The sequence below is a fragment of the Paenisporosarcina sp. TG-14 genome (genome assembly GCF_000297555.1).
Classification (GTDB): Bacteria; Bacillota; Bacilli; order Bacillales_A; family Planococcaceae; genus Paenisporosarcina; species Paenisporosarcina antarctica.
Window position 1 is genome coordinate 53,862 of sequence record NZ_AMGD01000002.1, and the last position, 24,758, is coordinate 78,619.

At 35.4% G+C, this 24,758-nt stretch carries 24 protein-coding genes; 23 read left to right on the forward strand and 1 reads right to left on the reverse strand.

The features are described 5' to 3' along the window. Positions 1-18: 18 nt before the first annotated feature. Positions 19-225 (reverse strand): cold-shock protein, encoded by a 207-nt coding sequence (locus tag C406_RS0100605; RefSeq protein WP_017378640.1) that lies wholly within the window; start codon positions 223-225, stop codon positions 19-21. Positions 226-431: 206 nt separating this feature from the next. Between C406_RS0100605 and C406_RS0100610 the strand changes: the two genes are divergently transcribed. The 23 genes from C406_RS0100610 to glgA all read left to right on the forward strand — a co-directional run bounded on the left by C406_RS0100610 (position 432) and on the right by glgA (position 24,702). Beyond that, positions 432-1,067 (forward strand): HD domain-containing protein, encoded by a 636-nt coding sequence (locus C406_RS0100610; protein ID WP_017378641.1) that lies wholly within the window; start codon positions 432-434, stop codon positions 1,065-1,067. Beyond that, entirely contained in the window at positions 1,064-2,938 is a 1,875-nt protein-coding gene (locus tag C406_RS0100615; protein ID WP_017378642.1) for an ABC-F family ATP-binding cassette domain-containing protein, read from the forward strand. The genes C406_RS0100610 and C406_RS0100615 overlap by 4 nt, the downstream gene beginning before the upstream one ends. 29 nt (positions 2,939-2,967) lie before the next feature. Then, positions 2,968-4,083 carry a conserved virulence factor C family protein gene (locus C406_RS0100620; RefSeq protein ID WP_017378643.1) on the forward strand — a complete coding sequence of 372 codons (1,116 nt, stop codon included), beginning with the start codon at positions 2,968-2,970 and terminating at the stop codon, positions 4,081-4,083. Between the two features lie 1,434 nt (positions 4,084-5,517). After that, a complete protein-coding gene (locus tag C406_RS0100630) occupies positions 5,518-5,955 on the forward strand; it encodes a BrxA/BrxB family bacilliredoxin (protein WP_017378645.1) in 438 nt (145 codons plus the stop codon). Then, positions 5,952-6,746 carry a class I SAM-dependent methyltransferase gene (locus tag C406_RS0100635; protein WP_017378646.1) on the forward strand — a complete coding sequence of 265 codons (795 nt, stop codon included), beginning with the start codon at positions 5,952-5,954 and terminating at the stop codon, positions 6,744-6,746. Before C406_RS0100630 ends, C406_RS0100635 begins: the two co-directional genes overlap by 4 nt. Positions 6,747-6,990: 244 nt before the next feature. Continuing rightward, entirely contained in the window at positions 6,991-7,569 is a 579-nt protein-coding gene (locus C406_RS0100640; RefSeq protein WP_017378647.1) for a YpjP family protein, read from the forward strand. Between the two features lie 71 nt (positions 7,570-7,640). Then, a complete protein-coding gene (locus tag C406_RS0100645; RefSeq protein ID WP_017378648.1) occupies positions 7,641-8,585 on the forward strand; it encodes a thymidylate synthase in 945 nt (314 codons plus the stop codon). Between the two features lie 14 nt (positions 8,586-8,599). After that, entirely contained in the window at positions 8,600-9,097 is a 498-nt protein-coding gene (locus C406_RS0100650; RefSeq protein ID WP_017378649.1) for a dihydrofolate reductase, read from the forward strand. A 584-nt stretch (positions 9,098-9,681) separates the two neighbouring features. Further along, on the forward strand, positions 9,682-10,500 hold the full coding sequence (locus C406_RS0100655; RefSeq protein WP_017378650.1) for a GDSL-type esterase/lipase family protein: 819 nt from the start codon (positions 9,682-9,684) through the stop codon (positions 10,498-10,500). A 15-nt stretch (positions 10,501-10,515) separates the two neighbouring features. Next, positions 10,516-11,088: a YpmS family protein gene (locus tag C406_RS0100660; protein WP_017378651.1), complete on the forward strand. Its 573-nt coding sequence runs from the start codon at positions 10,516-10,518 to the stop codon at positions 11,086-11,088. A gap of 14 nt (positions 11,089-11,102) precedes the next feature. Then, the gene (msrA, locus tag C406_RS0100665; RefSeq protein ID WP_017378652.1) at positions 11,103-11,627 is read left to right on the forward strand and encodes a peptide-methionine (S)-S-oxide reductase MsrA; all 525 of its coding nucleotides are present in this window, start codon (positions 11,103-11,105) and stop codon (positions 11,625-11,627) included. A gap of 2 nt (positions 11,628-11,629) precedes the next feature. Beyond that, positions 11,630-12,052: a peptide-methionine (R)-S-oxide reductase MsrB gene (msrB, locus tag C406_RS0100670; RefSeq protein WP_017378653.1), complete on the forward strand. Its 423-nt coding sequence runs from the start codon at positions 11,630-11,632 to the stop codon at positions 12,050-12,052. A 114-nt stretch (positions 12,053-12,166) separates the two neighbouring features. Further along, positions 12,167-12,397 carry a YozE family protein gene (locus tag C406_RS0100675; RefSeq protein ID WP_017378654.1) on the forward strand — a complete coding sequence of 77 codons (231 nt, stop codon included), beginning with the start codon at positions 12,167-12,169 and terminating at the stop codon, positions 12,395-12,397. A gap of 162 nt (positions 12,398-12,559) precedes the next feature. After that, positions 12,560-13,264 (forward strand): purine-nucleoside phosphorylase, encoded by a 705-nt coding sequence (gene deoD, locus C406_RS0100680; RefSeq protein ID WP_017378655.1) that lies wholly within the window; start codon positions 12,560-12,562, stop codon positions 13,262-13,264. A gap of 127 nt (positions 13,265-13,391) precedes the next feature. After that, complete coding sequence (locus tag C406_RS0100685) at positions 13,392-14,879, forward strand: S41 family peptidase (RefSeq protein WP_017378656.1); 1,488 nt, start codon at positions 13,392-13,394, stop codon at positions 14,877-14,879. Between the two features lie 58 nt (positions 14,880-14,937). Beyond that, positions 14,938-15,834: a CobW family GTP-binding protein gene (locus tag C406_RS0100690; protein WP_017378657.1), complete on the forward strand. Its 897-nt coding sequence runs from the start codon at positions 14,938-14,940 to the stop codon at positions 15,832-15,834. 66 nt (positions 15,835-15,900) lie between these two features. Continuing rightward, positions 15,901-16,101, forward strand: coding sequence for a hypothetical protein (locus C406_RS0100695; RefSeq protein WP_237740486.1), 201 nt, complete (start codon positions 15,901-15,903; stop codon positions 16,099-16,101). 189 nt (positions 16,102-16,290) lie between these two features. Next, the gene (locus tag C406_RS0100700; RefSeq protein ID WP_443146793.1) at positions 16,291-17,094 is read left to right on the forward strand and encodes a CAP domain-containing protein; all 804 of its coding nucleotides are present in this window, start codon (positions 16,291-16,293) and stop codon (positions 17,092-17,094) included. Positions 17,095-17,655: 561 nt separating this feature from the next. Next, positions 17,656-18,684 carry a glycoside hydrolase family 15 protein gene (locus tag C406_RS0100705; RefSeq protein ID WP_017378660.1) on the forward strand — a complete coding sequence of 343 codons (1,029 nt, stop codon included), beginning with the start codon at positions 17,656-17,658 and terminating at the stop codon, positions 18,682-18,684. Positions 18,685-19,042: 358 nt separating this feature from the next. Then, positions 19,043-20,983 (forward strand): 1,4-alpha-glucan branching protein GlgB, encoded by a 1,941-nt coding sequence (gene glgB, locus C406_RS0100710; protein WP_036653948.1) that lies wholly within the window; start codon positions 19,043-19,045, stop codon positions 20,981-20,983. Continuing rightward, a complete protein-coding gene (locus tag C406_RS0100715) occupies positions 20,973-22,121 on the forward strand; it encodes a glucose-1-phosphate adenylyltransferase (protein ID WP_017378662.1) in 1,149 nt (382 codons plus the stop codon). Before glgB ends, C406_RS0100715 begins: the two co-directional genes overlap by 11 nt. 25 nt (positions 22,122-22,146) lie before the next feature. Then, positions 22,147-23,253 (forward strand): glucose-1-phosphate adenylyltransferase subunit GlgD, encoded by a 1,107-nt coding sequence (gene glgD / locus C406_RS0100720; RefSeq protein ID WP_017378663.1) that lies wholly within the window; start codon positions 22,147-22,149, stop codon positions 23,251-23,253. Between the two features lie 15 nt (positions 23,254-23,268). Then, a complete protein-coding gene (gene glgA, locus C406_RS0100725; protein ID WP_017378664.1) occupies positions 23,269-24,702 on the forward strand; it encodes a glycogen synthase GlgA in 1,434 nt (477 codons plus the stop codon). Positions 24,703-24,758 lie beyond the last annotated feature (56 nt).

The window sequence follows — 24,758 nt, forward strand, 5'->3', positions numbered from 1 at the left end:
AAAAATTGGTGGGTCAACTTATTTTGAAATTAATAATACATTTGCGGCTTGTGGACCTCGGTTGCCTTCGATTATTTCGAAAGAAACATTTTGACCTTCTTCTAACGTTCGAAATCCATCACTTTGGATTCCAGTAAAATGGACGAACACATCATCACCATTATTGTATTCGATAAAGCCGTATCCTTTTTCAATGTTAAACCATTTTACTTTGCCTTGGTGCATGAACGTTCCTCCTCAAAATATTAGAGTGAAATGTCAATTTCCTGATCCTCAAAACATTAAATATTCTGTGAATGGATGGCTATACTATACATGATTTGTCGAAACTAGTCAATTATCTGTCGAATCATTCTGTTGCGATTAGAACCATATCTATGCAATGATACAGGTAGTGAGTTGTAATAGCACGTTTAGGAAGGACGGTCAATTTGAACTCTATTGAAAGATGTGAAAATTTAGTGAAAGTTATTTATGATAAATTTGATGCAAGTCATGACTTTCAACATATTCAACGAGTAAGAAGAAATGCACATATTATTAGTGGACAAGAAGGAATTGTACGTAACGATTTAATTGAATTTGCTGTACTTCTTCATGATATTAGTGATGTCAAATATAGTGGGACTGAAGGGAAAAAACAAGAGACAGCTATAATAAATCAATTGGAGCTGTCACCTTTAGACAGAAAGCGGATTGTTGAAATTATTGAATCAGTTTCTTTTAATGGTGGCAATGAAAAAGAAGCAACTTCAATTGAAGCGAAAATTGTTAGAGATGCAGATAGACTCGATGCGATGGGTGCAATAGGAATTGCCCGAACATTTGCATTTGGTGGTGCCCGAGGTAGAAATCTTTATGATTGGTCAGAAACTGCAAGATTAAACATGTCCGAAAAAGAATACCACACGAAAGATACATCATCAGTTACTCATTTTCATGAAAAATTATTGTTATTAAAAGATTTAATGGTTACCAAAACAGGAAAAAAACTTGCCTTACAACGTCATGAATATATGTTGGCATTTATTGACCAACTTAAAATAGAAACGAGTGAAGAATATTGAGTCATTTAATTGTATCAAATTTAACAAAAACGGTTGGAGTAAAGACATTATTTGAAAAAATCGATTTCACGATATATGCAGGAGAACGTGCAGGCTTAATCGGAGTAAACGGAACTGGAAAATCAACGTTCCTTTCCATTCTGGCGAATCAACTTGAGGCAGATAGTCTATCAATGGACCATCCAAATCAATATCGCATTGCAATTTTAGAACAAGATCCTCAGTTTGATGACGATTTAACCGTTCTTCAAGCTGTCTTTAGCGGGGACTCACCTGCATTACAGATAAACAGAAAATATGAAGATGCTTTGGATAAATTAAATGAGGATTCTTCATCTGTAGAATACCAAGATGCATACATGGAAATTCAATCTGAAATGGATCTTTATAATGCATGGGATATTAATTCAATGGCTAAGACTGCGTTACAAAAGCTTGGGATTGATATGTTTGATCGTAAAGTGAATGAACTTTCAGGTGGTCAACTTAAAAGGGTTGCGTTAGCAAAAGTACTAGTTGAACCAGCTGATTTAATTTTATTAGATGAACCGACCAACCATTTAGATGTAAAATCATCACAGTGGTTACAAGAAAGTTTAGCAAGACTTTCTAGTGCCATTATTTTTGTCACACATGATCGCTATTTCTTAGATGGCGTATCTACTCATATCTATGAAATTGCAGATCAAACTATGTATACACATCGTGGTAATTATGGTGACTACTTAGAAGCGAAAGCAATTAGAGAAGAAATGGCAGCCTCTTCTCAGGTTAAACAGGAAAATCACTTCCGTTCAGAACTTAAATGGATTCGACGAGGTGCAAAAGCAAGAACAACAAAACAAAAAGCACGTATACAACGCTTTGATAAGTTGGATGAGTCAATGGACCGAAGTAATGACAATTCGTCTTTAGACATGAAAATTGCAACCACTCGACTAGGTAAAAAAGTTCTTGAAGGGATAGATTTATCAAAAGCTTATGAAGACAAAAAAATCATTCAGAATTTTTCTTTTTTACTTCAACCGGGTGATCGAATTGGTATTGTCGGTCCTAATGGTGCTGGGAAAAGTACATTAATCAATATGTTGGCTGAGAAAATTCAGCCTGATAGTGGTGAATTGAGTACTGGTCAAACCGTAAAAATTGCTTATTTTGAACAAACCATTCCTCCGATGAATCCAATGACGCGAATGATTGAGTATGTGAGAGAATCTTCAAATGATATTGAAGGAACAGATGGAGTAAGACATTCAGCCGCTCAAATGTTAGAGAAATTCTTATTCCCACTAAAAGTTCACGGTACGCTCATTGGTAAGTTATCAGGTGGAGAGCGCAAAAGACTTCATTTATTGAAACTATTAATGGAACAGCCGAATGTTTTGTTATTAGATGAGCCAACAAATGATTTAGACATTCAAACATTATCAGTTCTAGAAGATTTTATAGAACAATTTCCAGGTGTTGTTATTACGATTTCCCATGATCGATTCTTCTTGGATCGTATCGCGAAAAAGCTGTGGGTATTAGATGGTAAAGGGAATACACGTGAGGTTCAAGAAATTTATTCGGATTTTCTTGATCAAGTACCAGAACTTAAGGAAGAAAAAGTTGTATTTGAAGAACCAGAGCCTATTAAGATTAAAGAACAAAAGAAAAAATTATCATTTAAAGAACAAAAAGAATGGGAAACCATCGAAGCTGACATCGAAAAAGTGGAGGGAGCGATTATTGCTGCCGAAAAAGATGTGGAATCTGCTGGTTCAGATTTCGAAAAACTTCAAAAAGCTACGAATCATTTAGAAGCATTAAATGAGCAATACAATCAATTTATTGAGCGATGGACATATCTGCAAGAAATTAATAGCTAATGTTACAATATGGGTAGGAGGGATATTGCGTGAAAATACTAACAATTGAACCAACACCAAGTCCAAATACAATGAAAGTTATTGTGGATCATGAACTCCCTTTTGGGAAAAGTTTTAATTATAAAAAAGATGAAAACTTAGATGCACCAAAAGAAATTATATCCATATTAAATATTCAAGGTGTAAAAGGAATTTATCATGTTGCAGATTTTTTAGCGATTGAACGTCTTGCAAAAAATAACTGGGAACAAATTTTAGTCGAAGTTCGTAATGCTTTTGGGGAGAATCATGCATCAGTTGAAAGTGAAAACCAATTAAACGACCATTTCGGTGAAGTCTATGTTCATGTTCAACAAATTAAAGGTATTCCACTTCAAGTCAAAGTATTCGACCAAACAACTGAAGAACGTATAGCACTTTCACCTCGCTTTGTAGAAGCGATGAATGCAAGTATGAAAGAAGATGACGAAAATTACATCTTGCAGCGTAAATGGGCTGACTTTGGTGTGCGTTACGGCGGAAAAAAAGATATTGCAGAACAAATCAGAGAAGAAATTGAAGCAACCTACCCTGATTCACGTTTACAACAATTGATAAAAGAAGCGAATAGTCCAAAAAGTGAAGTGCTTGCATATGGACGTCAAGTGTCTTTAGAAGATTTCCAAGTCGATTCTTGGCAAGAGCGATTCCAATTACTTGATCAATTGGCGAATCCATCTGTTAACAATTTGCCCCTTCTTTCTGAGGCTCTTCAAGATGAACAAATGTCAATTCGTCGTTTAGCTACCGTCTATTTAGGAATGATAGAAAATGAAAATGTCATCCCTCACATGGAAAATGCTTTGAAAGACAAAAGTTCTTCAGTTCGACGTACTGCTGGAGATTGTATGAGCGATCTTGGGTTCCCACAATTTGAAGATGCTATGCAACAAGCTTTGAATGATAGAAATAAGCTTGTACGCTGGAGAGCGGCCATGTTTTTATATGAAACTGGAACGGAAAAATCACTTCCTGCTCTTCATGAAGCTAAAGAAGATACTGAATTTGAAGTAAAATTACAAGTAAATATGGCAATTGCTAGAATCGAGCAAGGCGAAGAAGCTAAAGGTTCCGTTTGGAAACAAATGACCGAATCTAGAAAATAATTGTAAAATATACAATGTGAAAAGGTAGTGAAAAGTGAGGTACTCACTTTTCACTACCTTTTTCTGATACAGAAGTTCATAAAGTTATGAGGGGTTGTTTCATGCTATTCTACTTGGCTAATGAAACGGATTATGAGTATGATTTTCGAATGTGAAAATTCAACGTCGGATGCTTTATTATCTCATGTTTATTAAACGGCATGATTGATAAACTTCAATCTAAAGAAACTCATATACCTTAGTAATTACTGGGAAGTCTATTAAGGTCAAATTCTTTCATTCTCTTTAAGAAAACAGAAGGCACGATTTCATTCAAGGTTATAAGATATGAAAAAGAACGGAACATACGATGAGTATTAGAATTGGGTGGTGAACTTGAGTGATTTATACATGCTTAAATTGATAGTTGAAGAATACTGTGATATAAAAAGAGACGGCATTCCCCGTCTAATTATTTAGCTTATCTAGCTTGTCAGAAATAGTACTTAGAATTTTGTTTTTTTCCTTCTGTATATTAAGGAATTTAATCAGAAACCAAATAACAAATAAAACTGGCGCTAAGTAAAAGAAAATACTTAAGATTGGTATAATAGCAAAAAATGCATCCCCGTTCATTTATAAATCCCCTTTCTCATTTTGGGTAATTATACCATAGGAATGAGCAAAACTGTGCTTCCATTTTATTAGGTAGTGAGCAGCTCGATACCATAAAACGTGGTGAAGAATGAAGCGAAATCAGAGCAAAAGTTAATACATACGTTGACTAAAGTACTGAAATAGAAAAACGGGCTAGCCGATGGGCATGAATGTTCACTGATCCATGCTAGCTTTATGAACGACATAAAAAAAAGAAAAGGAATAACTATGAGAATGAAATCCTTTAAAAAAAGAAATCGAAGTCAAAACCAAAAAACGAAGTCTTTGTAAAATCGGATGATTTAACCGAAAAAAATAGCCTTTTATATATTTACTTCATTATGTCTTAAAGTTACAAAGTCGTAACAGAAGCTTTTGACTGAACCTATTCAACGGCGATTGTTGGAGGTTAAACGTCATCTAAGATTGTCCGTATGAAGGTTGAACAAGCTACAAAGAAACGTTGGAAGAATCCGAAGTTTTGCTATTCTGCACCGGACATGTAAAGATTATGAGAATAAGGATTTTTAATCGAGTCCTTAATAAATAGGTCTGCCTGAATAGAACTATCCATATAAAAGCCTTAAATCTTGACTGTTTATACAAATCGGAGTCCTATATTGGGCTCAATATTTATGTTAAAATAAAGCAGAGCATAAGTGAAAAGATTGTAACGAATTATTTAATTTCATAAAACGAACAGAAATAATTACGTGAAAAGATAAGAAATACAAGTTATGATGGATAATGAAAAGGCATATTATCAAGCGCGAGTAGAAAAAGAAAGAGGGATAATAAATGAATGCTTACGATGAGTACATGAAAGAAATAGTAAAACCAATGAGAGCAGAGCTTGTAAGTGTTGGTTTTAAAGAATTAACTAATGCTGAAATGGTTAACGAACATATGACACAAGCTACAGGTACTTCCTTAATTATGATTAATTCCGTTTGTGGTTGTGCAGCTGGTTTAGCACGTCCGGCTGTTGCTCAAGCACTGACAGAAGTGACGAACAAACCTGAACATATAGTGACTGTCTTTGCAGGTCAAGATCAAGAAGCAACTTATCAAATGCGTGCATTCTTCGAAGAAGTACCACCAAGCTCTCCTTCAATTGCGATTGTGAAAGATGGCAAGCTAGCATATTTCATACCTCGTGAACAAATTGAAGGGTTTTCAATGGAACATATAAAAGAACATTTAGTTACGGTACTTAATCAAGTTACCGCTTCGTGAAAACCATTGTCACAACTGCTGGACGAACAACTGAATATACAAAACAACTTGCTCAAAATGCAGCAACTCACTTAGGCTTTCCTTATGTTGATCGTCACAAAAGGAACATAATACAATTACAACAACACTTTCAAAGTGATGTTTTAGTTGCAACGAAGAGTCGATGGGAGTGCTATGGATTAAATTCATTAGAACCTTTCTTTTTTCATCCAAGTTCAGCGAAGTTTCGTTTAAAGCGGTTAGCGAGGGGGGAAAGAGATCCTCTACTTGAAGTTTGCCAATTACAAGCAGGTGATTCATTCCTAGACTGTACGCTTGGTTTTGGATCGGATAGTTTAGTTGCAGCCTTTGCAATTGGTGATACGGGGTATATAAAAGGATGCGAAGCAAATCCAGTGCTTGCCTTTATTTTACAGGAAGCTTTTCATAAAGGAAGAACAGATTATGTTGAATTTGAATCATTAATGAATCAAATTCAAGTTATTTCTTCTGACGCTCTTTCATATTTGAAGCAATTAGACGAAAATTCTGTTGATGTTATCTATATGGATCCAATGTTCGAAACTTTAATTGAAGAGTCAGACTCTATTGGACCACTGCGATCTTTAGGGGTACGAGAATCATTAAGCTCTGAATGGGTACATGAAGCCTTGCGAGTTGCAAAAAAGCGTGTCGTATTAAAAGCTCATTTTCGGTCTTCTTGGTTTAAAGAGTTTGGATTCAATCAAATTATTCGACCCAATACTAAATTCCATTATGGATTCATAGAAAAAGCTGCCCTCAATAATTGATGGGCAGCTTTTCATATTCAGTGTGTAAAGTTTAAAGAAGTCAAATAACCAAGTAATAGTAAGAACCCAATTCCAATAACTAAATGCATATCCACTATATAATTCCTCCTACTTATAAAACGAAGATGTATGTTTCTACATATTATTGTACAATGAATACATTAAAGATGAAACCTTTAGCTAATAAAATCGTACTACTATATGAAAGCTTGTAAAAAAATGTGAAACTAGTAGGTGATAGTTTATGAAAAGTTGGATTCAGAAAACGTTAGTCATCGCAGTGGCTCTCTTAACATTTGGTGTAATTTCTCCAAACCATATTATATGGGAAAACTTACTAGATGATAAAGCTGACCAAAAATCGATTTCTTCACACAATCCAGATTATACATACGAGGTAGAATGGTCCGATGAACAACCTTCTAATTTTATTGAAGATGCCATTAGCCAAGCAAAAGAACTGTCATTACAAAAATTCGGATCACGCATTGGTCCAGTTATTACAAATGAGTTTGACACATATATTTTCCCGAAAATTCAAGAAGCAATTGAATTTACATTACTTGATATGGACAAGGATTCTCTTAAATCATTAGCTATAAGTGAAAATCCATCGGGTGATCGTAGTGAAAAAATTTTTCATATTATTGAAACGGCTACCGGCTCAGATGTTATTCGTTTCCATGTAAGAACGGACCTCAAGCCTCAAGATGGTTATTTCTTTAATTTTCATTACCACACGGCTTCAGATCAATTTGCCAAACACTATAAGTTAGGTGATATTTATTGGTCAAAAAATATGCCACCAAAGTGGTTATCTTAACACCTAAAGCCTTTTTCAAGTTACAATTGAAAAAGGCTTTTTCACATTTTTTTTCATAGGAGGGCATACATATGGATCAATACTTACAACTATGTAAAACAATATTAGCGGATGGAGCGGTGAAAGATGACCGCACAGGAACTGGAACGAAAAGTATTTTCGGATATCAATTACGATTTGATTTAACCAAAGGATTTCCTTTAGTGACGACAAAAAAGACGGCGATGCGCCTTATTACATCTGAATTGCTATGGTTTATTAAAGGTGACACAAATGTTAAAACTTTAATTACCGAGCGTAATCATATATGGGATGAATGGGCATTTGAAAAATGGGTGAAAAGTGAAGATTATTCTGGACCAGATATGACTGATTTTGGCTTGCGTGCTGCACAAGAAGAGGAATTCAAACAAATTCTGGATGAACAAATGAATATTTTTAGAAAAAAAATCTTATCAGATGACGATTTTGCGAATAAATATGGAGATTTAGGACCAGTTTACGGTCGTCAGTGGCGTTCTTGGCCTTCAATTAATGGGCAGACTATTGATCAGTTGAAAAATGTTATTAAATCGATTAAAAATAACCCTGATTCAAGAAGACATATTGTCACCGCCTGGAACCCCTCTGAAGTAGATCAAATGGCGCTTCCTCCTTGTCATACATTTTTCCAGTTTTATGTAGCAGATGGAAAATTATCTTGTCAGTTATACCAACGTAGTGCAGATGTATTTCTCGGTGTTCCATTTAATATTGCTTCTTACGCTTTATTAACTCATTTAATAGCGAAAGAATGTAATCTAGAAGTTGGTGACTTTGTACATACTCTAGGAGACGCGCATATTTATTCAAACCATATGGATCAAGTAAATGAGCAACTTTCACGACAACCTCGAGAACTACCAACACTTACGATTTCAAATGACAAAGAGTCCATATTTGATTTGGAAACAAAAGATATTACAATAGAAGGTTACGATCCACATCCTCGAATTAAAGCGCCAATTGCAGTATAGAAAGTAGGTGTATCATGATTTCACTAATAGTAGCCCATGATCTTAATCGTGTTATTGGTAAGGATAATAAAATGCCGTGGCATATTCCAAATGAACTTGCTTATTTTAAAGAGAAAACAATGGGTAAAGCCATCGTTATGGGACGTAACACATTTGAATCAATTGGTCGGCCACTTCCTGGCCGTTTAAACATTGTCATTACACGAAACCCTGAGTATGAGCATCAAGGGGTTACAGTTGTTCATTCTATTAAAGAAGCAATCAAAATTGGAAAAAAACACCATGAAGAAGTCATGATTATTGGTGGGGAACAAATTTTTAAAGAAGTCTTACCCTATGCTGATCTTATTTACGTTACGCTCATTCAACAGGATTATGAGGGAGACACGTATTTTCCACCGTATGATAATTGGGAAATCACTTCTACTTCAGACACCATGATCACTGACATCGGAATTCACTACACATATCTGATCTATAAAAGAAGAGAAAAACTTCTTACAAAAAGTTAAGATGTACAAGTGTATTATTATACAAAGAATTAGGTAGCGACTGAAGTCGAACTATTACACTAACTAAAACCCAAATGCTAAAAGTATAGCATTTGGGTTTTAGATTGATTACCTATAATCCTACTTTTAGTTTTCAAAACCTTGAGCAGTTCTTATTATAAAAGTACAGACTAGTGGCTCGTACCAATAATGAAATTTACCTAAGCTGATTTTATAACTAAAAAATGAAATATTCTATTCTTGCTATGCCATTAACGATACAAGTTGATGGCATAACATATGTTAATAAAGTAGACCTTAAAGCGGATTAATTTATATGAAAAAAATTATTTTTTATAAGTAATTTAATGGCAGAATTTTTTGTGAATTAGGATAAAATAAATTTCAAATTAACTATGAATGGAATTTTAGAGTCTGCAAAAGTGGATATTAAGAATTCGGTTGTTGAACTGAATGAATCGCGTTTTAAATCAATGATTAATTAATTTAAGTTACAGCAAGCATCATTTCACCAGATGCTGTAATCCTTGACTACTTGTAAACAAACAAGATTCTTGCTTAACTAAAGAGAAGGAGAGAAAATAATGAAAAAAAAATTGATACTTGTCTTCTTGGTGAGTCTATTCATCTTGACAGGATGTCAATTTGATCAACCAGGAGCAACAGCAGATTTTACAACTCGACAGTTTCTTGAAATGGAAAATTTCGAACTAAATGAAATGTTCATACCTGAAAATAAAACGCTTGTTGGAATAGGAGATTCATTAACACAAGGTGTTGGAGATGAACGTAAAATGGGTGGTTACTTAAGTAGATTAGCAATTGAATTGGCGGATTTCGAAGGTGTTCTTGACATTGAGGTGGAGAACGAAGCCAAGCGAGGGAGACGAAGTGATCAACTTTTAACTCAACTTAAATCTGGCAAGATAGATGATACTATTAAAAAAGCGAATATCATTGTTATGACAATCGGTGGAAATGATATTATGCGTATTGTGAAACAAGATTTATTTCGATTACGCGTCGATGCATTCGAGAAAGAGTTAATTAAATTCACAAAACGCTACGAGGATATATTAAAGGAAATTCGTATACTCAATCCAGATGCATCAATTATCTTAGTAGGTTTATATAACCCGTTCTCAATTGTTACGGATGAGGACAATGAGTTTGACCAAATATTAATTAACTGGAATCAAGCAATTAGTAATTTTGCTTATAGTGACATTAATGCGTGTTATGTTCCAGTCGATGATTTATTTAATTCAAACTCAAATATGGTATATCATACGGATTTTTTCCACCCAAATAGTAAAGGCTATGAACAAATGACTGATCGCATTCTAAAATCCCTAAAAACTTGTGGGTTAAAACAATTAACAAATGAGGAAATGGATTTTTAAGGAGTTGAATAATTAATGAACCGTTGGAAAGTTGCCTTTTTCTTACTAATCGCGCTATTATCTACCGTAGTAGTCATGTTTGTTCTCTGGGTTAGTTCTCCTCCAGCAAAAACAGACATGTCTGAACCAATAGCAACTTCCGAAGGGAATGTTTTTACGCTTAAGACCACAAAAGAAAATTTTGAAGGTATTGCAAACACCTACATAAGGGATGCGTTAAAAACGCAACCTTTACCTGTAATTATAAGCGTCGAGAATCAAATCCTATTAACAACAGAACTCACTATTTTTTCGATTAATCTACCAGTAATTATGAAATTCGATCCTATTGTTGAGCCGGATGGAAACTTGAGATTGCTTCAAACGGGTGTTGAAGTCGGCAAATTAGATATCCCACCCAAAACCGTGTTAAAATTGCTAAAAGATTCAGTTGCTTTACCTGAATGGATGATAGTGCGCCCTGATGAAGAGGATGTTTATATCGATTTATCACGCATCCCTATGAAATCAGATGTGGAAGTAAGGGCTAAAGAATTTAATTTGAAACAAGATGAAATTACACTTGAAATACTTATTCCATATAATTAAGGGAGGTCGTATATATGAACTTAGAAAAAGCAACTTTTGCAGGAGGATGTTTTTGGTGCATGGTTAAACCATTTGATTCTTATGAAGGTATTCATTCTGTTATTTCAGGATACACAGGTGGAGATATGGAAAATCCTACATACGAACAAGTATGCACCAATTTAACAGGTCATAAAGAAGCGGTCCAAATTACATTTGATCCTAGTATTTTCCCATATGAACAAATCGTACGACTATTTTGGATGCAAATTGACCCAACTGATGCAGGTGGTCAATTCTTTGATAGAGGTTCTTCATATGAAACTGCCATTTTTTATCATAGTGAAACACAAAAAGAAATTGCTGAAATAGCAAAAAAAGAATTGCAAGCTAGCGGTAAATTTTCAAAACCAATTTTTACACCAATTTTAGAAGCAAAACCATTTTATCCAGCAGAAAAATACCATCAAGATTATTACAAAAAAAATCCAGCACATTATGACAATTATCAAGTTGGATCAGGCAGAGCTGGATTCAAACAAAAAATGTGGGGTGACTGAATATGACAAAAAAAGACTTAAAAAATAATCTAACATCTATGCAATATCATGTGACTCAAGAAAATGGAACAGAACCACCTCATCGTAATGAATATGATCAGAATTTTAATGAAGGTATTTACGTTGATATTGTTTCAGGAAAAGCTTTATTCAGTTCAAAAGATAAATACGATGCAGGCTGTGGATGGCCAAGCTTTAGTAAGCCAATAGATGGACCTGAAGTGACGGAGTTTTCTGACGATTCACTAGGTATGAGAAGAACAGAGGTAAGAAGTAAAACAGCCAACTCACATTTAGGTCATGTATTTCCGGACGGACCTGGTCCAGAAGGATTGCGCTATTGCATTAATTCTGCCGCTTTAAAATTTATTCCTAAAGAAAAATTAGAAGAAGAAGGTTATAGTGAATACGTTTCACACTTCTAGATAAAAGGCTAAACTCTTTTTAGGGTTTAGCTTTTTATTTTTTGTGTTGTGTTTGTACATGGAGATCAAAATCATGTATATATATAGTAGACAAAATAAAACATGGAGGACAATATGAATCAATCATTTTATAAATATGCCCTAACTTTTAGAGGTGGAAAAAAATCAGACGGTAAAGCCGTGTTTGCAGAAGCAATGTTTTATGATTTAACTTTCCCTAAGCAATCAAAGGATTTTGAAGAAATATCTAGGTATATTGAAGAATTGGCTCATTCAGATATATCAGCAACTATTTTTGATGAAATGTGGTTGCTATATGAAACAAATATAGCTTTTCAATCATAGAAAGAAATTAATCTTCATTTGTAATTCTGTGAAAAGCGGAACAAATACTTAGTTGCGTGAAGAATACCGTGGATCAATTCTGAGTATACGTAACTTCATTTGCATCTAGACTTAAAAAACAGTATGATAGTACGGAAATGTCTATAAAGTGAGGGTAAAAAAATGAGTGTTCATATTAATGCAAAAAAAGGCGATATCGCCGATACGATTTTACTACCAGGAGATCCATTACGTGCAAAATACATTGCAGAAACGTTTTTAGAAGACGTTGTTCAATACAATGAAGTTCGTAACATGTTTGGATTCACTGGTACTTACAAAGGGAAACGTATTTCTGTTCAAGGAACAGGAATGGGAGTTCCATCTATCTCTATTTACATTACGGAATTAATGGCTGAATATGATGTTCAAAAATTAATCCGCGTAGGTACATGTGGATCAATTCACAAAGACGTTAAAGTACGCGACGTTATTCTTGCGCAAACTGCTTCAACTGACTCGAAAATGAATGAAATCATTTTTAATGGCATAAACTTTGCACCTACTGCGGATTTTGACTTGTTATTAAAAGCATATAATGCAGGAATTGAAAAGGGCTTAAATCTTAAGGTAGGTAATGTATTTACAGAAGACGTATTCTACAATGAGCATGCAGAGCATGAAAAATGGGCTCAATATGGAATTCTAGCGCTTGAAATGGAATCTTCAGCACTTTATACATTAGCAGCTAAATTCGGTCGCCAAGCACTTTCTATATTAACGGTAAGTGATCACTTATTGACTGGTGAAGTTACAACTTCAGAAGAACGTCAATTGACATTTAACGAAATGATTGAAGTAGCATTAGAAGCTGCTATACAAGAGTAATCAGAAAAGGCTGTCAAATATTTTCTTGACAGCCTTTTTCTTCCCGTATATGCGTCTTACCTGATAAACTATACATAAACATTGAAGCATTAAATATAATGGTTTCGATTTGAAAGTGGTGAATGATATGGATGAGAAGCAAAATACTCCTGAACAACAAGTAGAACATAATCACCAAGATTCGCACGCGGGTAAATATATTCGTTTGAAACCTTTCTTCTTCATCATGCTTATCTTTACTTTAATCTTAAGTTCCGCAGGATTAACGATATTTGCTTTAACATTTGGCGATGAAAAAGTAGTCGAAGTAGGGGCACCTGAAAGACGAGAGTTCGAAAAGTTATACCAAGCGTATGACCAGTTAAAAGCCGATTATTATGCAGATATTGATCAAGAATTATTAGTTAATGGGGCAATTAATGGAATGATTGATTCTCTCGGAGATCCTTATTCAGATTATATGAATCAGGATGAGGCGTCACAGTTTAAAGAAAGTATTTCTTCAAGTTTCCAGGGAATCGGTGCTGAAATACAAGAACGTAATGGCGTTATTTCAGTTGTTTCACCAATCAAAAACTCACCTGCTGAAAAAGCTGGCATTTTAACAAATGACAGTATCACCGCAGTTGATGGTGAAGATATTATTGGGATGAGTGCATCTGAAGCCGTTCTTTTAATTCGCGGAGAAAAAGGTACATCTGTAACCTTAACAATTCAACGTGGTGAAAAGAGCGACCCAATGGAAATTACTATTGTCCGTGATGAGATACCAATAGAAACGGTATATGCAGAAATGCTTGAAGATAATGTAGCACACATTCAAATTACAAGTTTTTCTGAAAATACGTATGATGAACTTCTTGCATCTATTACTGAAATGGAAGAATCTGGAATGAAAGCGATGGTCCTTGATGTGAGGCGAAATCCTGGTGGATTACTAAATTCAGCCATCAATATCTCAAATTTATTTGTTGAGGATGGAAAAACTTTGTTCCAAACTAAAGAAAAAGGAAAAGATGCAGAAGTCTTCACAGCTACGGGCGGATCTAAAGTAAAAGTACCAGTATCATTATTAATTGATGAGGGAAGTGCTTCTGCTTCAGAAATTCTTGCAGCAGCTATGAGAGAATCTGCTGGAACACAACTTGTTGGCATAAATACATTTGGTAAAGGAACAGTTCAAACCGCAAATGAATTAACCGATGGATCAAATATGAAATTCACAACTGCAAAATGGTTAACCCCAGATGGTAATTGGATTCATGAAAAGGGTATTGCTCCTGATGTAAAAGTTGAATATCCATCTTATACTAAATTACCTTTTTTAGATGCTTCTATAGAAATAAAAAATGGCTTATTATCAGATCAAGTCAAATCAGCAGAAGAAATGCTTACAGCTGTTGGCATTGACACTGGTAAAGTGGACGGACTATTCGACGATCAAACAGAGGCCGCTATTAAGCAATTGCAAAAAGAAGAAGAACTTGAAGAAACAGGTATCTTAACTGGTGATACTACTTACGCCCTAATGGATCGTTTACGTGAGAAAATTGAAAAAGAAGATCCACAGTTATTAAAGGCTAAGGATTTATTATTAAAAGTACTTGCAAAATAAACAAAAAGCTGGCCTGCAATTTGAGGTCGGCTTTTGTTTCGAGAAAGGATGTATTAATATGAAGGATGTTTATTTATTTAGTGGCTTTTTAGGTAGTGGAAAGACTTCTCTATTAACTGACACTATACGACAGTTAAAAGAAAGAGGCTTAAAGCCAGCTGTACTGATGAATGAATTAGGAAAACTTCCATTTGATTCAAAGGCTGTAGAAGATGATATACCACTAAAAGAAATGCTAGAAGGATGTATTTGTTGTACCGGATCAGAGAAAACAGAAGCACAGCTTCAAACACTGTTAGCGGGTGAAGATTTTGACGTGCTTATTATTGAAACGACCGGTGCAGCTCATCCAGTAGAAGCTTTAGATGCAGTTTACTCTCCTCTATTTGCAAAGCAATTGAATGTTAAAGGAATAGTGACAGTTGTTGATAGTAAGCGATGGTTGGATCGACACTTGCTTTCGCCGCAGATGAGATCTCTTTTTTTAGAACAAATTCGTCACGCACATTTGCTTATAGCAAACAAAATGGATTTATTATCTGAAGATCTACAAGCAAAGATTACTTTTGAGTTACAAAGTTTCAATTCAACTGCTACCTTAATTCAGACTTCCCATGGCAAATGTCCATTGTCGATGTTAGAAAGATTAAAAGGCACTGTTAGTGAGAATAAAGTGAATGAAGCTAGAATAGGGGAGCAACTTACGTTGTCAACTCGATTAATTTCATTTAAAGAATCTGTCGGTAAGGTCGAATTTGAAGACTGGTTACGAACAATACCATCTACCATATATCGGATGAAGGGCTTTGTTCCGATCAAAGGTACTAAAAACCCCATGCTCTTCCAATATTCATATGGAATGGTTCAGTGGTTACCAGAGTATGTGAAAATGGATCCGGTCATAGTAATTATTGGAGAAAAAATTGCGGATTTAAAGATTCCTGGAAGTGAGTAATAAATTATGATTGAAATAATACAAGCATACCAAACTTTATTTCCATTTCGTCATGAGACAACAACAATGACATCGTTAGAACAATTAGAAGTTAGTATTCGAATTGAGTTATTAGATGAGTTAACCCACCCACGTGTTCGGAAAAGCTCAGCTGAAAAACTACAAATAGCATACGAGAGAATAGAAAAAAGCAATTTAAATAACCTCTTAAAAATGCAATTGAAACAGCTATATGGGGATGTATTTAAAACCGTCAATACCTTTTGAATTGAAACATATGGGAATTAATCTAAAACCACACAATTACAACTTCCTTGAATATGCATAGAGACTATCTTTCTATTTCTACTGGTGAAATTGGTAACAACTAGTTTTTATTATAGTAGAATTTAAAGATAGACTAAGTGGCAGAAGAGGAGAGTGGATGAATTGAAAAAATGGTTACTAGGATTAACAATGGGAGTTATGGTTTTCTCATTTGGTCAAGTTATAACTGCAGAAGCATCATCTTCACAAAATGCAGAAAATTTTCTGACTCAAGCTACTAATAATTGGACAAAAAATACTCAATCAAAACAGGTTGAATCATATACAGCCTCACAGCAACAGATGTTAGAAGAAATTTACGCACAACTTGCTGCATCAGGATTAAATTTTGATTTCGAGAAATTTGTAGCAGAAAAGCAAGCAGCAACAGCTAAACCAGTTGCAGAAAAACCAGCAGCAACGGCTAAACCGGCTGCAGAAAAAACAGCAACAACGGCTAAACCAGCTGCAGAAAAAACAGCAGCAACGGCTAAACCAGTTGCAGAAAAGCCAGCAGCAACGGCTAAACCAGTTGCAGAAAAGCCAGCAACTCAAGCAACAGAACAAGCAGGTTCAATTTCAAACATTGAACAACAAGTACTAACTTTGACCAATCAAGAACGAGCTAAAGAAGGATTAAAAGCTCTTGCAACAGATGCTAAATTAATGAATGCAGCACGTGAAAAATCAACAGACATGAGAACAAATAAATACTTCTCACATACTAGTCCTACATTTGGTTCACCATTCGATCGTATGAAAGCTCTTGGTATCGACTACCGTGCAGCCGGAGAAAATATCGCAATGGGTCAAAAATCAGCGGAGGAAGTCGTAAAAGCATGGATGGAATCACCAGGTCATCGTGAGAATATCATGAAAGCTAATTTCACTCATATTGGAATTGGATACGATGCACAAGGTCATTACTGGACACAACAATTTATTCAAAAATAATAAGTAGAAAATAAGAAACGGCCATCTCACTCTTAGAGATGGCCGTTTTTCTATTGTAAATATATTTGAATTTGGAGTTTAAGCACACTCATACTTATGTATTCATATGTGATCAACCCTGTGATATTTGTCTTTTTCTCTCTGATTATGTCGTATTGCGTCGCATGTTAGTTAATTAAATAGATTATTTAGCATATTGTGTCTATTCGTATTCGTTTAATAGTGGTAAAATGTGATTAATTCTATACACAAACTCTATATAGTAATGGGGTATACAAAATAAAACTTCATGAGCATGAATACTACACGCAAAGTCCATGCTTTTTCTATTTATATTCATGTATACATGATATTTTACGATTTCAATTGAGTCTTATTGCTTATAAAAAATTGGAATTTCTACATAAAATATAAATAATACCTATCATACTGCTTATTTTGATTTTAAAAGACGACTTTAAAATGAAAACGTTTTCATTTATTGTGAGTAAAATTTTGTCTAAAATCAACGTATATAGTTAACGCTAAATGTAAAGAAATAAATTATAGGGGTGTCTCAATATGAAAATTAACAATGCAATTGAAGTTTTAGATAGGATGCGACTTCCAAATGGTGCTTACACGGCAAGTATTTCAAATGACTATAATTACGTTTGGATACGTGATGTCGTTTATACGGTTTTGCCATTTTTACAAAGCCGCTCTGACAGATATGAAAAAGCCTATCATGCTTTATTTGATCTATTTAAAAGGTATGAATGGAAAATTGATATTCATCGGGAAAAGAAACCGATTTATCTTTTTGAACATATACACTCAAGATATTCCACCGAGTTAAAGGAACTTAGCCAAGAGTGGGGTCATGCACAAAATGATGCGATTGGAGCCTTCTTATGGGGAGTGGGAGAAGGTGTGAGCAACGGACAAAAGGTTATCCGTGATGACAAAGATCTCGCTATCGTTCAGAAGCTTGTCGACTACTTAGAATGTCTCCAATACTGGCAGGCAAAGGATAATGGAATGTGGGAAGAAAATATAGAATTGCATGCTTCAAGTGTCGGTGCATGCGTTGCAGGCTTACACGCGGTGAAAATGCTAGTAAACGTTAAGCCCGAACTAATTCGAAAAGGGGAAGAAACGTTACGTTTCCTATTGCCACGGGAAAGTGAAACAAAAGAAACCGATTTAGCGCTGCTGTCACTTATATATCCATATCGAATTGTAGAACGAAAAATGGCTCTTAAGATAATTGAGATGGTATCCGAACGCCTAGAACGTACAAATGGATGTATTCGTTATCAAAATGATCAGTATTATAACGAAGGAAGCGAAGCTGAATGGTGCTTCGGACTTCCTTGGATGGGATTATGTTATTTTGAACTGGGTCTGTATAATAAAGCTTATGAATATATAAATAAAACGGAACGAATTATTCCTGATAATTGGGAAATTCCTGAATTATATATTGGGGGGAAAAATGTGCCAAATGGGAACACTCCTTTAGCATGGTCCGTTTCTCTTTCTTATTTATTTTTAAACAGAATGAGAAGTATTAGCCCTTCTCAATTGACAGGTAATGATAATGCTTAAACAAAAACAATAGTATTTATATTTATTAATCCCATAAACGTTGGATTAGGATTCACTCATTTAATACAGTTAGTCTGTGAAAGAAAAATAGGAAAGTGTAACGGGACTGCAGACTATAATTATGGGACGGTCCTAGTCTTAAAAATCGTAATGTTTCAGCAATAGTTCACGTCCAAATAGTGCAGTCTAAAAAATCCTTCATTTCCTGTTGGATTTTTTATTTTTGCCTTAAGTTAAATTTTTCACATAAAAACCAACATTATAAAGGAGTATTTAAATATGTGGCGAATAATTTAAGTTAGAGATGGTAAAAAAAATAGAACAATCATAAGGTGAAGGAGATGGAAATGTGGAAAAAATGATTAATATCCCAAAGCAGCTATACCCGAGTGATCTTGATGTATACCTTTTCCATGAAGGATCACTGTATGAAAGCTATAAAATACTCGGTTCACATCTCCTTTCACATAACGAATTTCAAGGTGTGAGATTTGCAGTTTGGGCGCCACATGCAAAGCGGGTATCCGTCGTAGGTGATTTTAATAATTGGAATGGCCTTCATAGTGAGATGGAACGTTTGAACAATTCAGGAATTTGGATTTTATTTATTCCCGAGCTTAAACAAGGAGACATCTATAAATATGAGGTTACCGGGCCGGATGGTCATAAAGAATTAAAAGCAGACCCTTACGCATTTTATTCGGAGCTGCGACCCGCAACGGCTTCTGTTATCTATAAATTAAATTCCTATGAATGGCATGATCAAAAATGGATGGCTCAGCGAATAAAGACAGATATATACCACAAACCGATGATGATTTACGAGGTACACTTGGCTTCCTGGAAGCAAAAAAAAGATGGTGAGTTTTATACTTATCAAGAACTCGCCGACGAACTAGTTGATTATGCAGTAGAAAATAACTTTACACATATTGAGTTGATGCCCATTATGGAACACCCATTTGATGGTTCATGGGGCTACCAAATAACTGGATTTTATTCGGTGACAAGCCGATATGGTACACCAGAGCAATTAATGTATTTCATCGACCAGTGCCATCAAAAGGGACTTGGTGTAATACTAGATTGGGTTCCTGCACATTTTTGTAAGGATATTCAAGGTCTTGGTCGTTTTGATGGAACTCCTCTCTATGAATCAGCAGATCCCATGCGTGCAGAGCGGCCTATCTGGGGAACATATAGCTTTGACTACAGCAAGCCGGAAGTTATCAGCTTTCTAATTTCTAACGCTATGTTTTGGATGGATGTCTATCATGTTGACGGATTCCGGGTTGATGCAGTTTCTTCAATTGTTTATTTAAATCATGATAATCCACTTCCTATTAAATTAAAGAATCAATATGGAGGCGGAGAAAACATAGAAGCTGTCAAGTTTTTGAAAAAGTTAAATGAAACTATTTTCCATAAGTATCCTGGTGTATTGATGATGGCAGAGGAATCAACTGAGTGGCCGCTAGTTACAAAACCGACTAGTGAAGGTGGGCTTGGATTTAATTATAAATGGAATATGGGCTGGTCTAATGACGTGCTTAAGTATATGAAATTTGATGTAAGTGAACGTCCAAGGCATCATCATCTATTGACATTTTCATTCTTTTACGCATTTTCTGAAAATTACGTACTTCCATTTTCTCATGATGAGATGGTTCATGGAAAACGGTCATTACTTAATAAAATGCCTGGGGATTACTGGCAAAAATTCGCGAATTCACGTTTGCTTTTAGGGTATTTATTTACACATCCCGGTAAAAAACTTTTATTTATGGGTAGTGAATTTGGACAGTTTGACGAATGGAAATACGCAGAAGAAATGGATTGGATGCTTTTAGGTTTTGAATCTCACTCCAATTTCTTTCATTACTTTCAAGAAATAAATAAATTCTATCAGGAAACAAATTCACTTTGGCGTCTCGATCATGAGGAAGCTGGCTTCCAGTGGATCGATGCAGACAATGCAGAACAAAGCGTGATTACTTTTATGAGAAAAGGAAAACGCAAGGGGGATTATTGCATTGTTGTTTGTAATTTTTCAGCCAATGTATACCATAATTATCAAATTGGAGTCCCATCTTTTGGGAAATATTATGAGGCATTTAATAGTGATGCCGTATCATATGGTGGTTCTGGTCAGGGTAATTCAGCTTCAATCATTGCGAGTAAGGAATCGCGTCATAACCAGCCGTGCAGTATTGAAATAACCGTACCGCCATTAGGTATTGTGATATTTATGAAGCAAACAAAAACAAGACAAAGGGGAGTCAATATAAATGGCGTCTAAAAAATGGGTGGCAATGCTCTTAGCGGGTGGTCAAGGTTCAAGACTAGGAGAATTGACAAGTGACTTAGCTAAACCCGCAGTTCCGTTTGGTGGGAAATACCGAATTATCGATTTTACGTTAAGCAACTGTACACATTCTGGTATTGATACGGTAGGAATACTCACACAATATCGACCGCATATTTTAAACTCATATGTAGGTAATGGGAGAACATGGGATCTCGACCGCAATTACGGAGGTGTCGCAATGCTTCCACCTTATAAGGGTAAAGATGGTGGTGAGTGGTACAAAGGAACAGCCAATGCAGTGTATCAAAATTTTCATTTTATTGACCAATATGAACCGGAATACGTGCTTGTCATCTCAGGAGATCATATATACAAGATGGATTACAATAAGATGCTTGAGGACCATGTTGAGAAGGGAGCCCTTGCTACAATTGCTGTCATTGAGGTGCCTTGGAATGAGGCTAATCGCTTTGGTATTATGAATACTGATGATACCGATCAAATTATAGAATTTGACGAGAAACCAGAACATCCAAAAAGCAATCTGGCTTCCATGGGCGTTTATCTCTTTAACTGGAAACACCTTAAAAAATATTTAACTGAAGATGAAAATACCATCGGTTCTACCAATGACTTTGGAAAAGATATTATTCCAAAGATGATTGATGAAGGGGCTCATGTGCAAGCTTATAGATTTAAAGATTACTGGAAGGACGTCGGAACAGTCGAAAGCCTATGGGAAGCACATATGGACTTATTGGGAGAACCACCCGCTTTTGATCTAGGAGATGCTAACTGGCAAATATATGCAGGGAATGCTAATCATCCCCCACAATATATCTCTCAAGAGGGTGAAGTCTTACAATCCTTAATTAATGAAGGATGTTTGGTATTTGGCAAAGTCGAGCATTCCGTTCTTTCCTACAACGTGCAAGTTGGAAAAGGATCTACAATTAAGGATTCCGTTATCATGCCAAATGTGAAAATCGGCAAAAATGTAACGATAGAAAAGGCGATTATTGGTAGCGGAACAATTATAGAAGACGGAGCTGTTATTGGTGTCAATAAACAGGGAATTACCCTGATCGGAGAAAATCAACGGATTTCTCCGACATATGCCAAACTTTAAAATATAAATAAAAGGGGGAGCTTAAATGAATAACGTATTAGGAGTAATTAATCTCGTAAATGAAAAACCAATATTGAAAGAACTGACTCAACATCGTTGCCTAGCTTCCGTACCCTTTGGAGGTCGCTATCGGATGATTGATTTCACCATGTCAAACTTTATGAATGTTAGCGTCAGCAAAGTTGCAATTTTCACTAAGGATAAATATCGATCTGTCATGGATCATCTTGGTTCAGGAAAAGAGTGGGATCTTGATCACCGTTCGCAAGGATTATTTATATTGCCTCCAAGCCATCCTGATGAAAAGATTAAAGGGGATTTGCAGCAATTCTTTGATCATTTAGAATTCTTTCAGCGAGCAAATGCTGACACGGTTATTATTGCTCCTGGTCATCATATTTGTAAAATAGACTTTAACGAAGTGATAAAAGAACATGAAAGCAATGAAGCTGATATAACAGTCCTGTATAAGGATTATGACGGAAAACCGATGCGCAAACCGCTTTATCACCAATGTTCACTTGATTTAAATGGTGAAGTCCTTGATATTGAGCTTTATACATCTCCTAATAGAGGAGATCATGTATGTTTGGAAACATATGTGATTGGAAAGCAACTGTTAATAGACTTAATCAAAAAATGTGTGGATAATGAAGAATATGATTTTTTGAAAGATGTGGTTAAGGCAAACTTAAGAGATTTCCGGGTGCAAGGTTACAAATTTAATGGCCATATGCCGTTCATTCATTCTCTTGAAACATACCATACTAGTAATATGGAATTTCTTAATCCAGAAATTTTAAATACTTATTTTTATGATTCTTGGGAAGTCTTCACCAAAATTAAGCATGAAGCACCTACTAACTATGCCATTTCATCTGAAGTGTCCAATTCCTTAATTGCAAATGGCTGTAATATCGAAGGAACCGTTGAAAACAGTATTATTTTCCGTGGGGTGCAGGTTAAAAAAGGGGCTGTAGTGAAAAATAGTATCATCATGCAGAGGGGTGATATAGAAGAAGGAGCACATATAGAAAATATTATCACCGATAAACAAGTTATCATTACTAAGGGACAGGTATTAAAAGCCAGGCATCAGCCAACTGTAATCAAAAAAGCAGAAGTTATTTAATGGAGGGAAACTAGCATGAATATTTTATTTGCAGCCTCAGAGTGCGCACCTTTCATTAAGACCGGTGGACTAGGAGATGTTATTGGTGCCTTGCCTCACTCTTTACATAAAGATGGGGTAAATGTCAGCGTAATATTACCTAAATATGAAGATCTTTCATTGCACTATACAGAACAACTGCAATGGATTAAAAGTATCGAAGTGCCTGTAGGCTGGAGAAATCAGTTCTGCGGCATTGAAAAATTTGATTATCAAGGAATAACAGTCTACTTCCTCGATAACGCATATTATTTTAAAAGACATGGTAGCTACGGTTTTGATGATGATGGAGAAAGGTTCGCGTTCTTCTCCCGAGCTGTGCTTGAGGTATTGCCATACTTAGAGGAAAGACCTGATATCATTCATTGCCATGATTGGCAAACAGGGCTGATTCCTGTTCTTTTAAAAGCTCATTATGAAAAAAACTCGTATTATCAAGGAATTAGAACGTTATTTACGATTCATAATTTGCGCTACCAAGGTGTCTATTCAAAATCAGTCCTTTATGATTTACTTGATTTAAATGAGCATTATTTTCACCAGGACGGTTTAGAGTTTTATGGGAATGTCAGTTATCTTAAAGCAGGTCTAGCCTTTGCTGATCGCATAACAACAGTAAGCGCTACCTATGCATCCGAAATACAGACTCCATATTACGGAGAAGGGCTTGATGGTTTTTTACGAAGAAGAGGTAGCGAACTTCATGGAATTGTGAATGGCATTGACGATGTGTCCTATGATCCTAAACATGACGAATTTATTATTCTTCCATTCAATGATTTTGAGGGGAAAATTGAAAATAAAAAGAATTTACAAGAAATTCTAGCACTTCCTGTAAATGCTGATATACCAATAATTTCTATGGTTACCAGACTTGTTGATCAAAAAGGTATAGATCTGATTCTACATGTTTTTCATGAAATAATGGGATTGAATGTACAGTTTGTTTTATTAGGCACAGGGGATCATCAATATGAAGAGTCGTTTAGATACTTTGCTGATAATTATCCAGATAAAGTGTCAACCAACCTTTACTTTGATGAAGCAATGGCTAGAAAAATCTATGCTGGTTCTGATCTTTTTCTGATGCCATCTCAATTTGAACCATGTGGCATCGGACAGTTACTTGCACTTCGTTATGGAACCCTGCCGCTCGTTCGTGAAACAGGCGGACTTAAAGATACCGTGATAAATTATAACGAATTTACAGAACAAGGAAATGGTTTTAGTTTTGCTAATTATAATGCACACGATATGCTGAATACGATTGAGCGGGCTGTAAATATTTACCGCAAACAGCCCGACAAGTGGTCGGCTTTAGTAGATAAAGCCATGACACTTGATTTTAGTTGGGCTAAATCTTCGCAGGAATATTTCAAAATATATAAAGAGCTTCTAAACAAAATCTGACACACTGAAAAAGCTCCACAGACCTAGCATAAAAGCGGACTGGTATTTTGAAGTGA

What these genes read in the sequence shown, in the direction of transcription:
- C406_RS0100630 (WP_017378645.1), top strand. Translation starts at nt 5,518, where the DNA reads ATGAATGCTTACGATGAGTACATGAAAGAAATAGTAAAACCAATGAGA.
- C406_RS0100695 (WP_237740486.1), top strand. Translation starts at nt 15,901, where the DNA reads ATGACATCGTTAGAACAATTAGAAGTTAGTATTCGAATTGAGTTATTA.
- C406_RS0100685 (WP_017378656.1), top strand. Translation starts at nt 13,392, where the DNA reads ATGGATGAGAAGCAAAATACTCCTGAACAACAAGTAGAACATAATCAC.
- C406_RS0100605 (WP_017378640.1), bottom strand. Translation starts at nt 225, where the DNA reads ATGCACCAAGGCAAAGTAAAATGGTTTAACATTGAAAAAGGATACGGC.
- msrB (WP_017378653.1), top strand. Translation starts at nt 11,630, where the DNA reads ATGACAAAAAAAGACTTAAAAAATAATCTAACATCTATGCAATATCAT.
- C406_RS0100660 (WP_017378651.1), top strand. Translation starts at nt 10,516, where the DNA reads ATGAACCGTTGGAAAGTTGCCTTTTTCTTACTAATCGCGCTATTATCT.
- glgD (WP_017378663.1), top strand. Translation starts at nt 22,147, where the DNA reads ATGAATAACGTATTAGGAGTAATTAATCTCGTAAATGAAAAACCAATA.
- glgB (WP_036653948.1), top strand. Translation starts at nt 19,043, where the DNA reads ATGATTAATATCCCAAAGCAGCTATACCCGAGTGATCTTGATGTATAC.
- deoD (WP_017378655.1), top strand. Translation starts at nt 12,560, where the DNA reads ATGAGTGTTCATATTAATGCAAAAAAAGGCGATATCGCCGATACGATT.
- C406_RS0100675 (WP_017378654.1), top strand. Translation starts at nt 12,167, where the DNA reads ATGAATCAATCATTTTATAAATATGCCCTAACTTTTAGAGGTGGAAAA.
- C406_RS0100705 (WP_017378660.1), top strand. Translation starts at nt 17,656, where the DNA reads ATGAAAATTAACAATGCAATTGAAGTTTTAGATAGGATGCGACTTCCA.
- C406_RS0100650 (WP_017378649.1), top strand. Translation starts at nt 8,600, where the DNA reads ATGATTTCACTAATAGTAGCCCATGATCTTAATCGTGTTATTGGTAAG.
- C406_RS0100690 (WP_017378657.1), top strand. Translation starts at nt 14,938, where the DNA reads ATGAAGGATGTTTATTTATTTAGTGGCTTTTTAGGTAGTGGAAAGACT.
- C406_RS0100645 (WP_017378648.1), top strand. Translation starts at nt 7,641, where the DNA reads ATGGATCAATACTTACAACTATGTAAAACAATATTAGCGGATGGAGCG.
- C406_RS0100700 (WP_443146793.1), top strand. Translation starts at nt 16,291, where the DNA reads ATGGGAGTTATGGTTTTCTCATTTGGTCAAGTTATAACTGCAGAAGCA.
- glgA (WP_017378664.1), top strand. Translation starts at nt 23,269, where the DNA reads ATGAATATTTTATTTGCAGCCTCAGAGTGCGCACCTTTCATTAAGACC.
- msrA (WP_017378652.1), top strand. Translation starts at nt 11,103, where the DNA reads ATGAACTTAGAAAAAGCAACTTTTGCAGGAGGATGTTTTTGGTGCATG.
- C406_RS0100715 (WP_017378662.1), top strand. Translation starts at nt 20,973, where the DNA reads ATGGCGTCTAAAAAATGGGTGGCAATGCTCTTAGCGGGTGGTCAAGGT.
- C406_RS0100655 (WP_017378650.1), top strand. Translation starts at nt 9,682, where the DNA reads ATGAAAAAAAAATTGATACTTGTCTTCTTGGTGAGTCTATTCATCTTG.
- C406_RS0100640 (WP_017378647.1), top strand. Translation starts at nt 6,991, where the DNA reads ATGAAAAGTTGGATTCAGAAAACGTTAGTCATCGCAGTGGCTCTCTTA.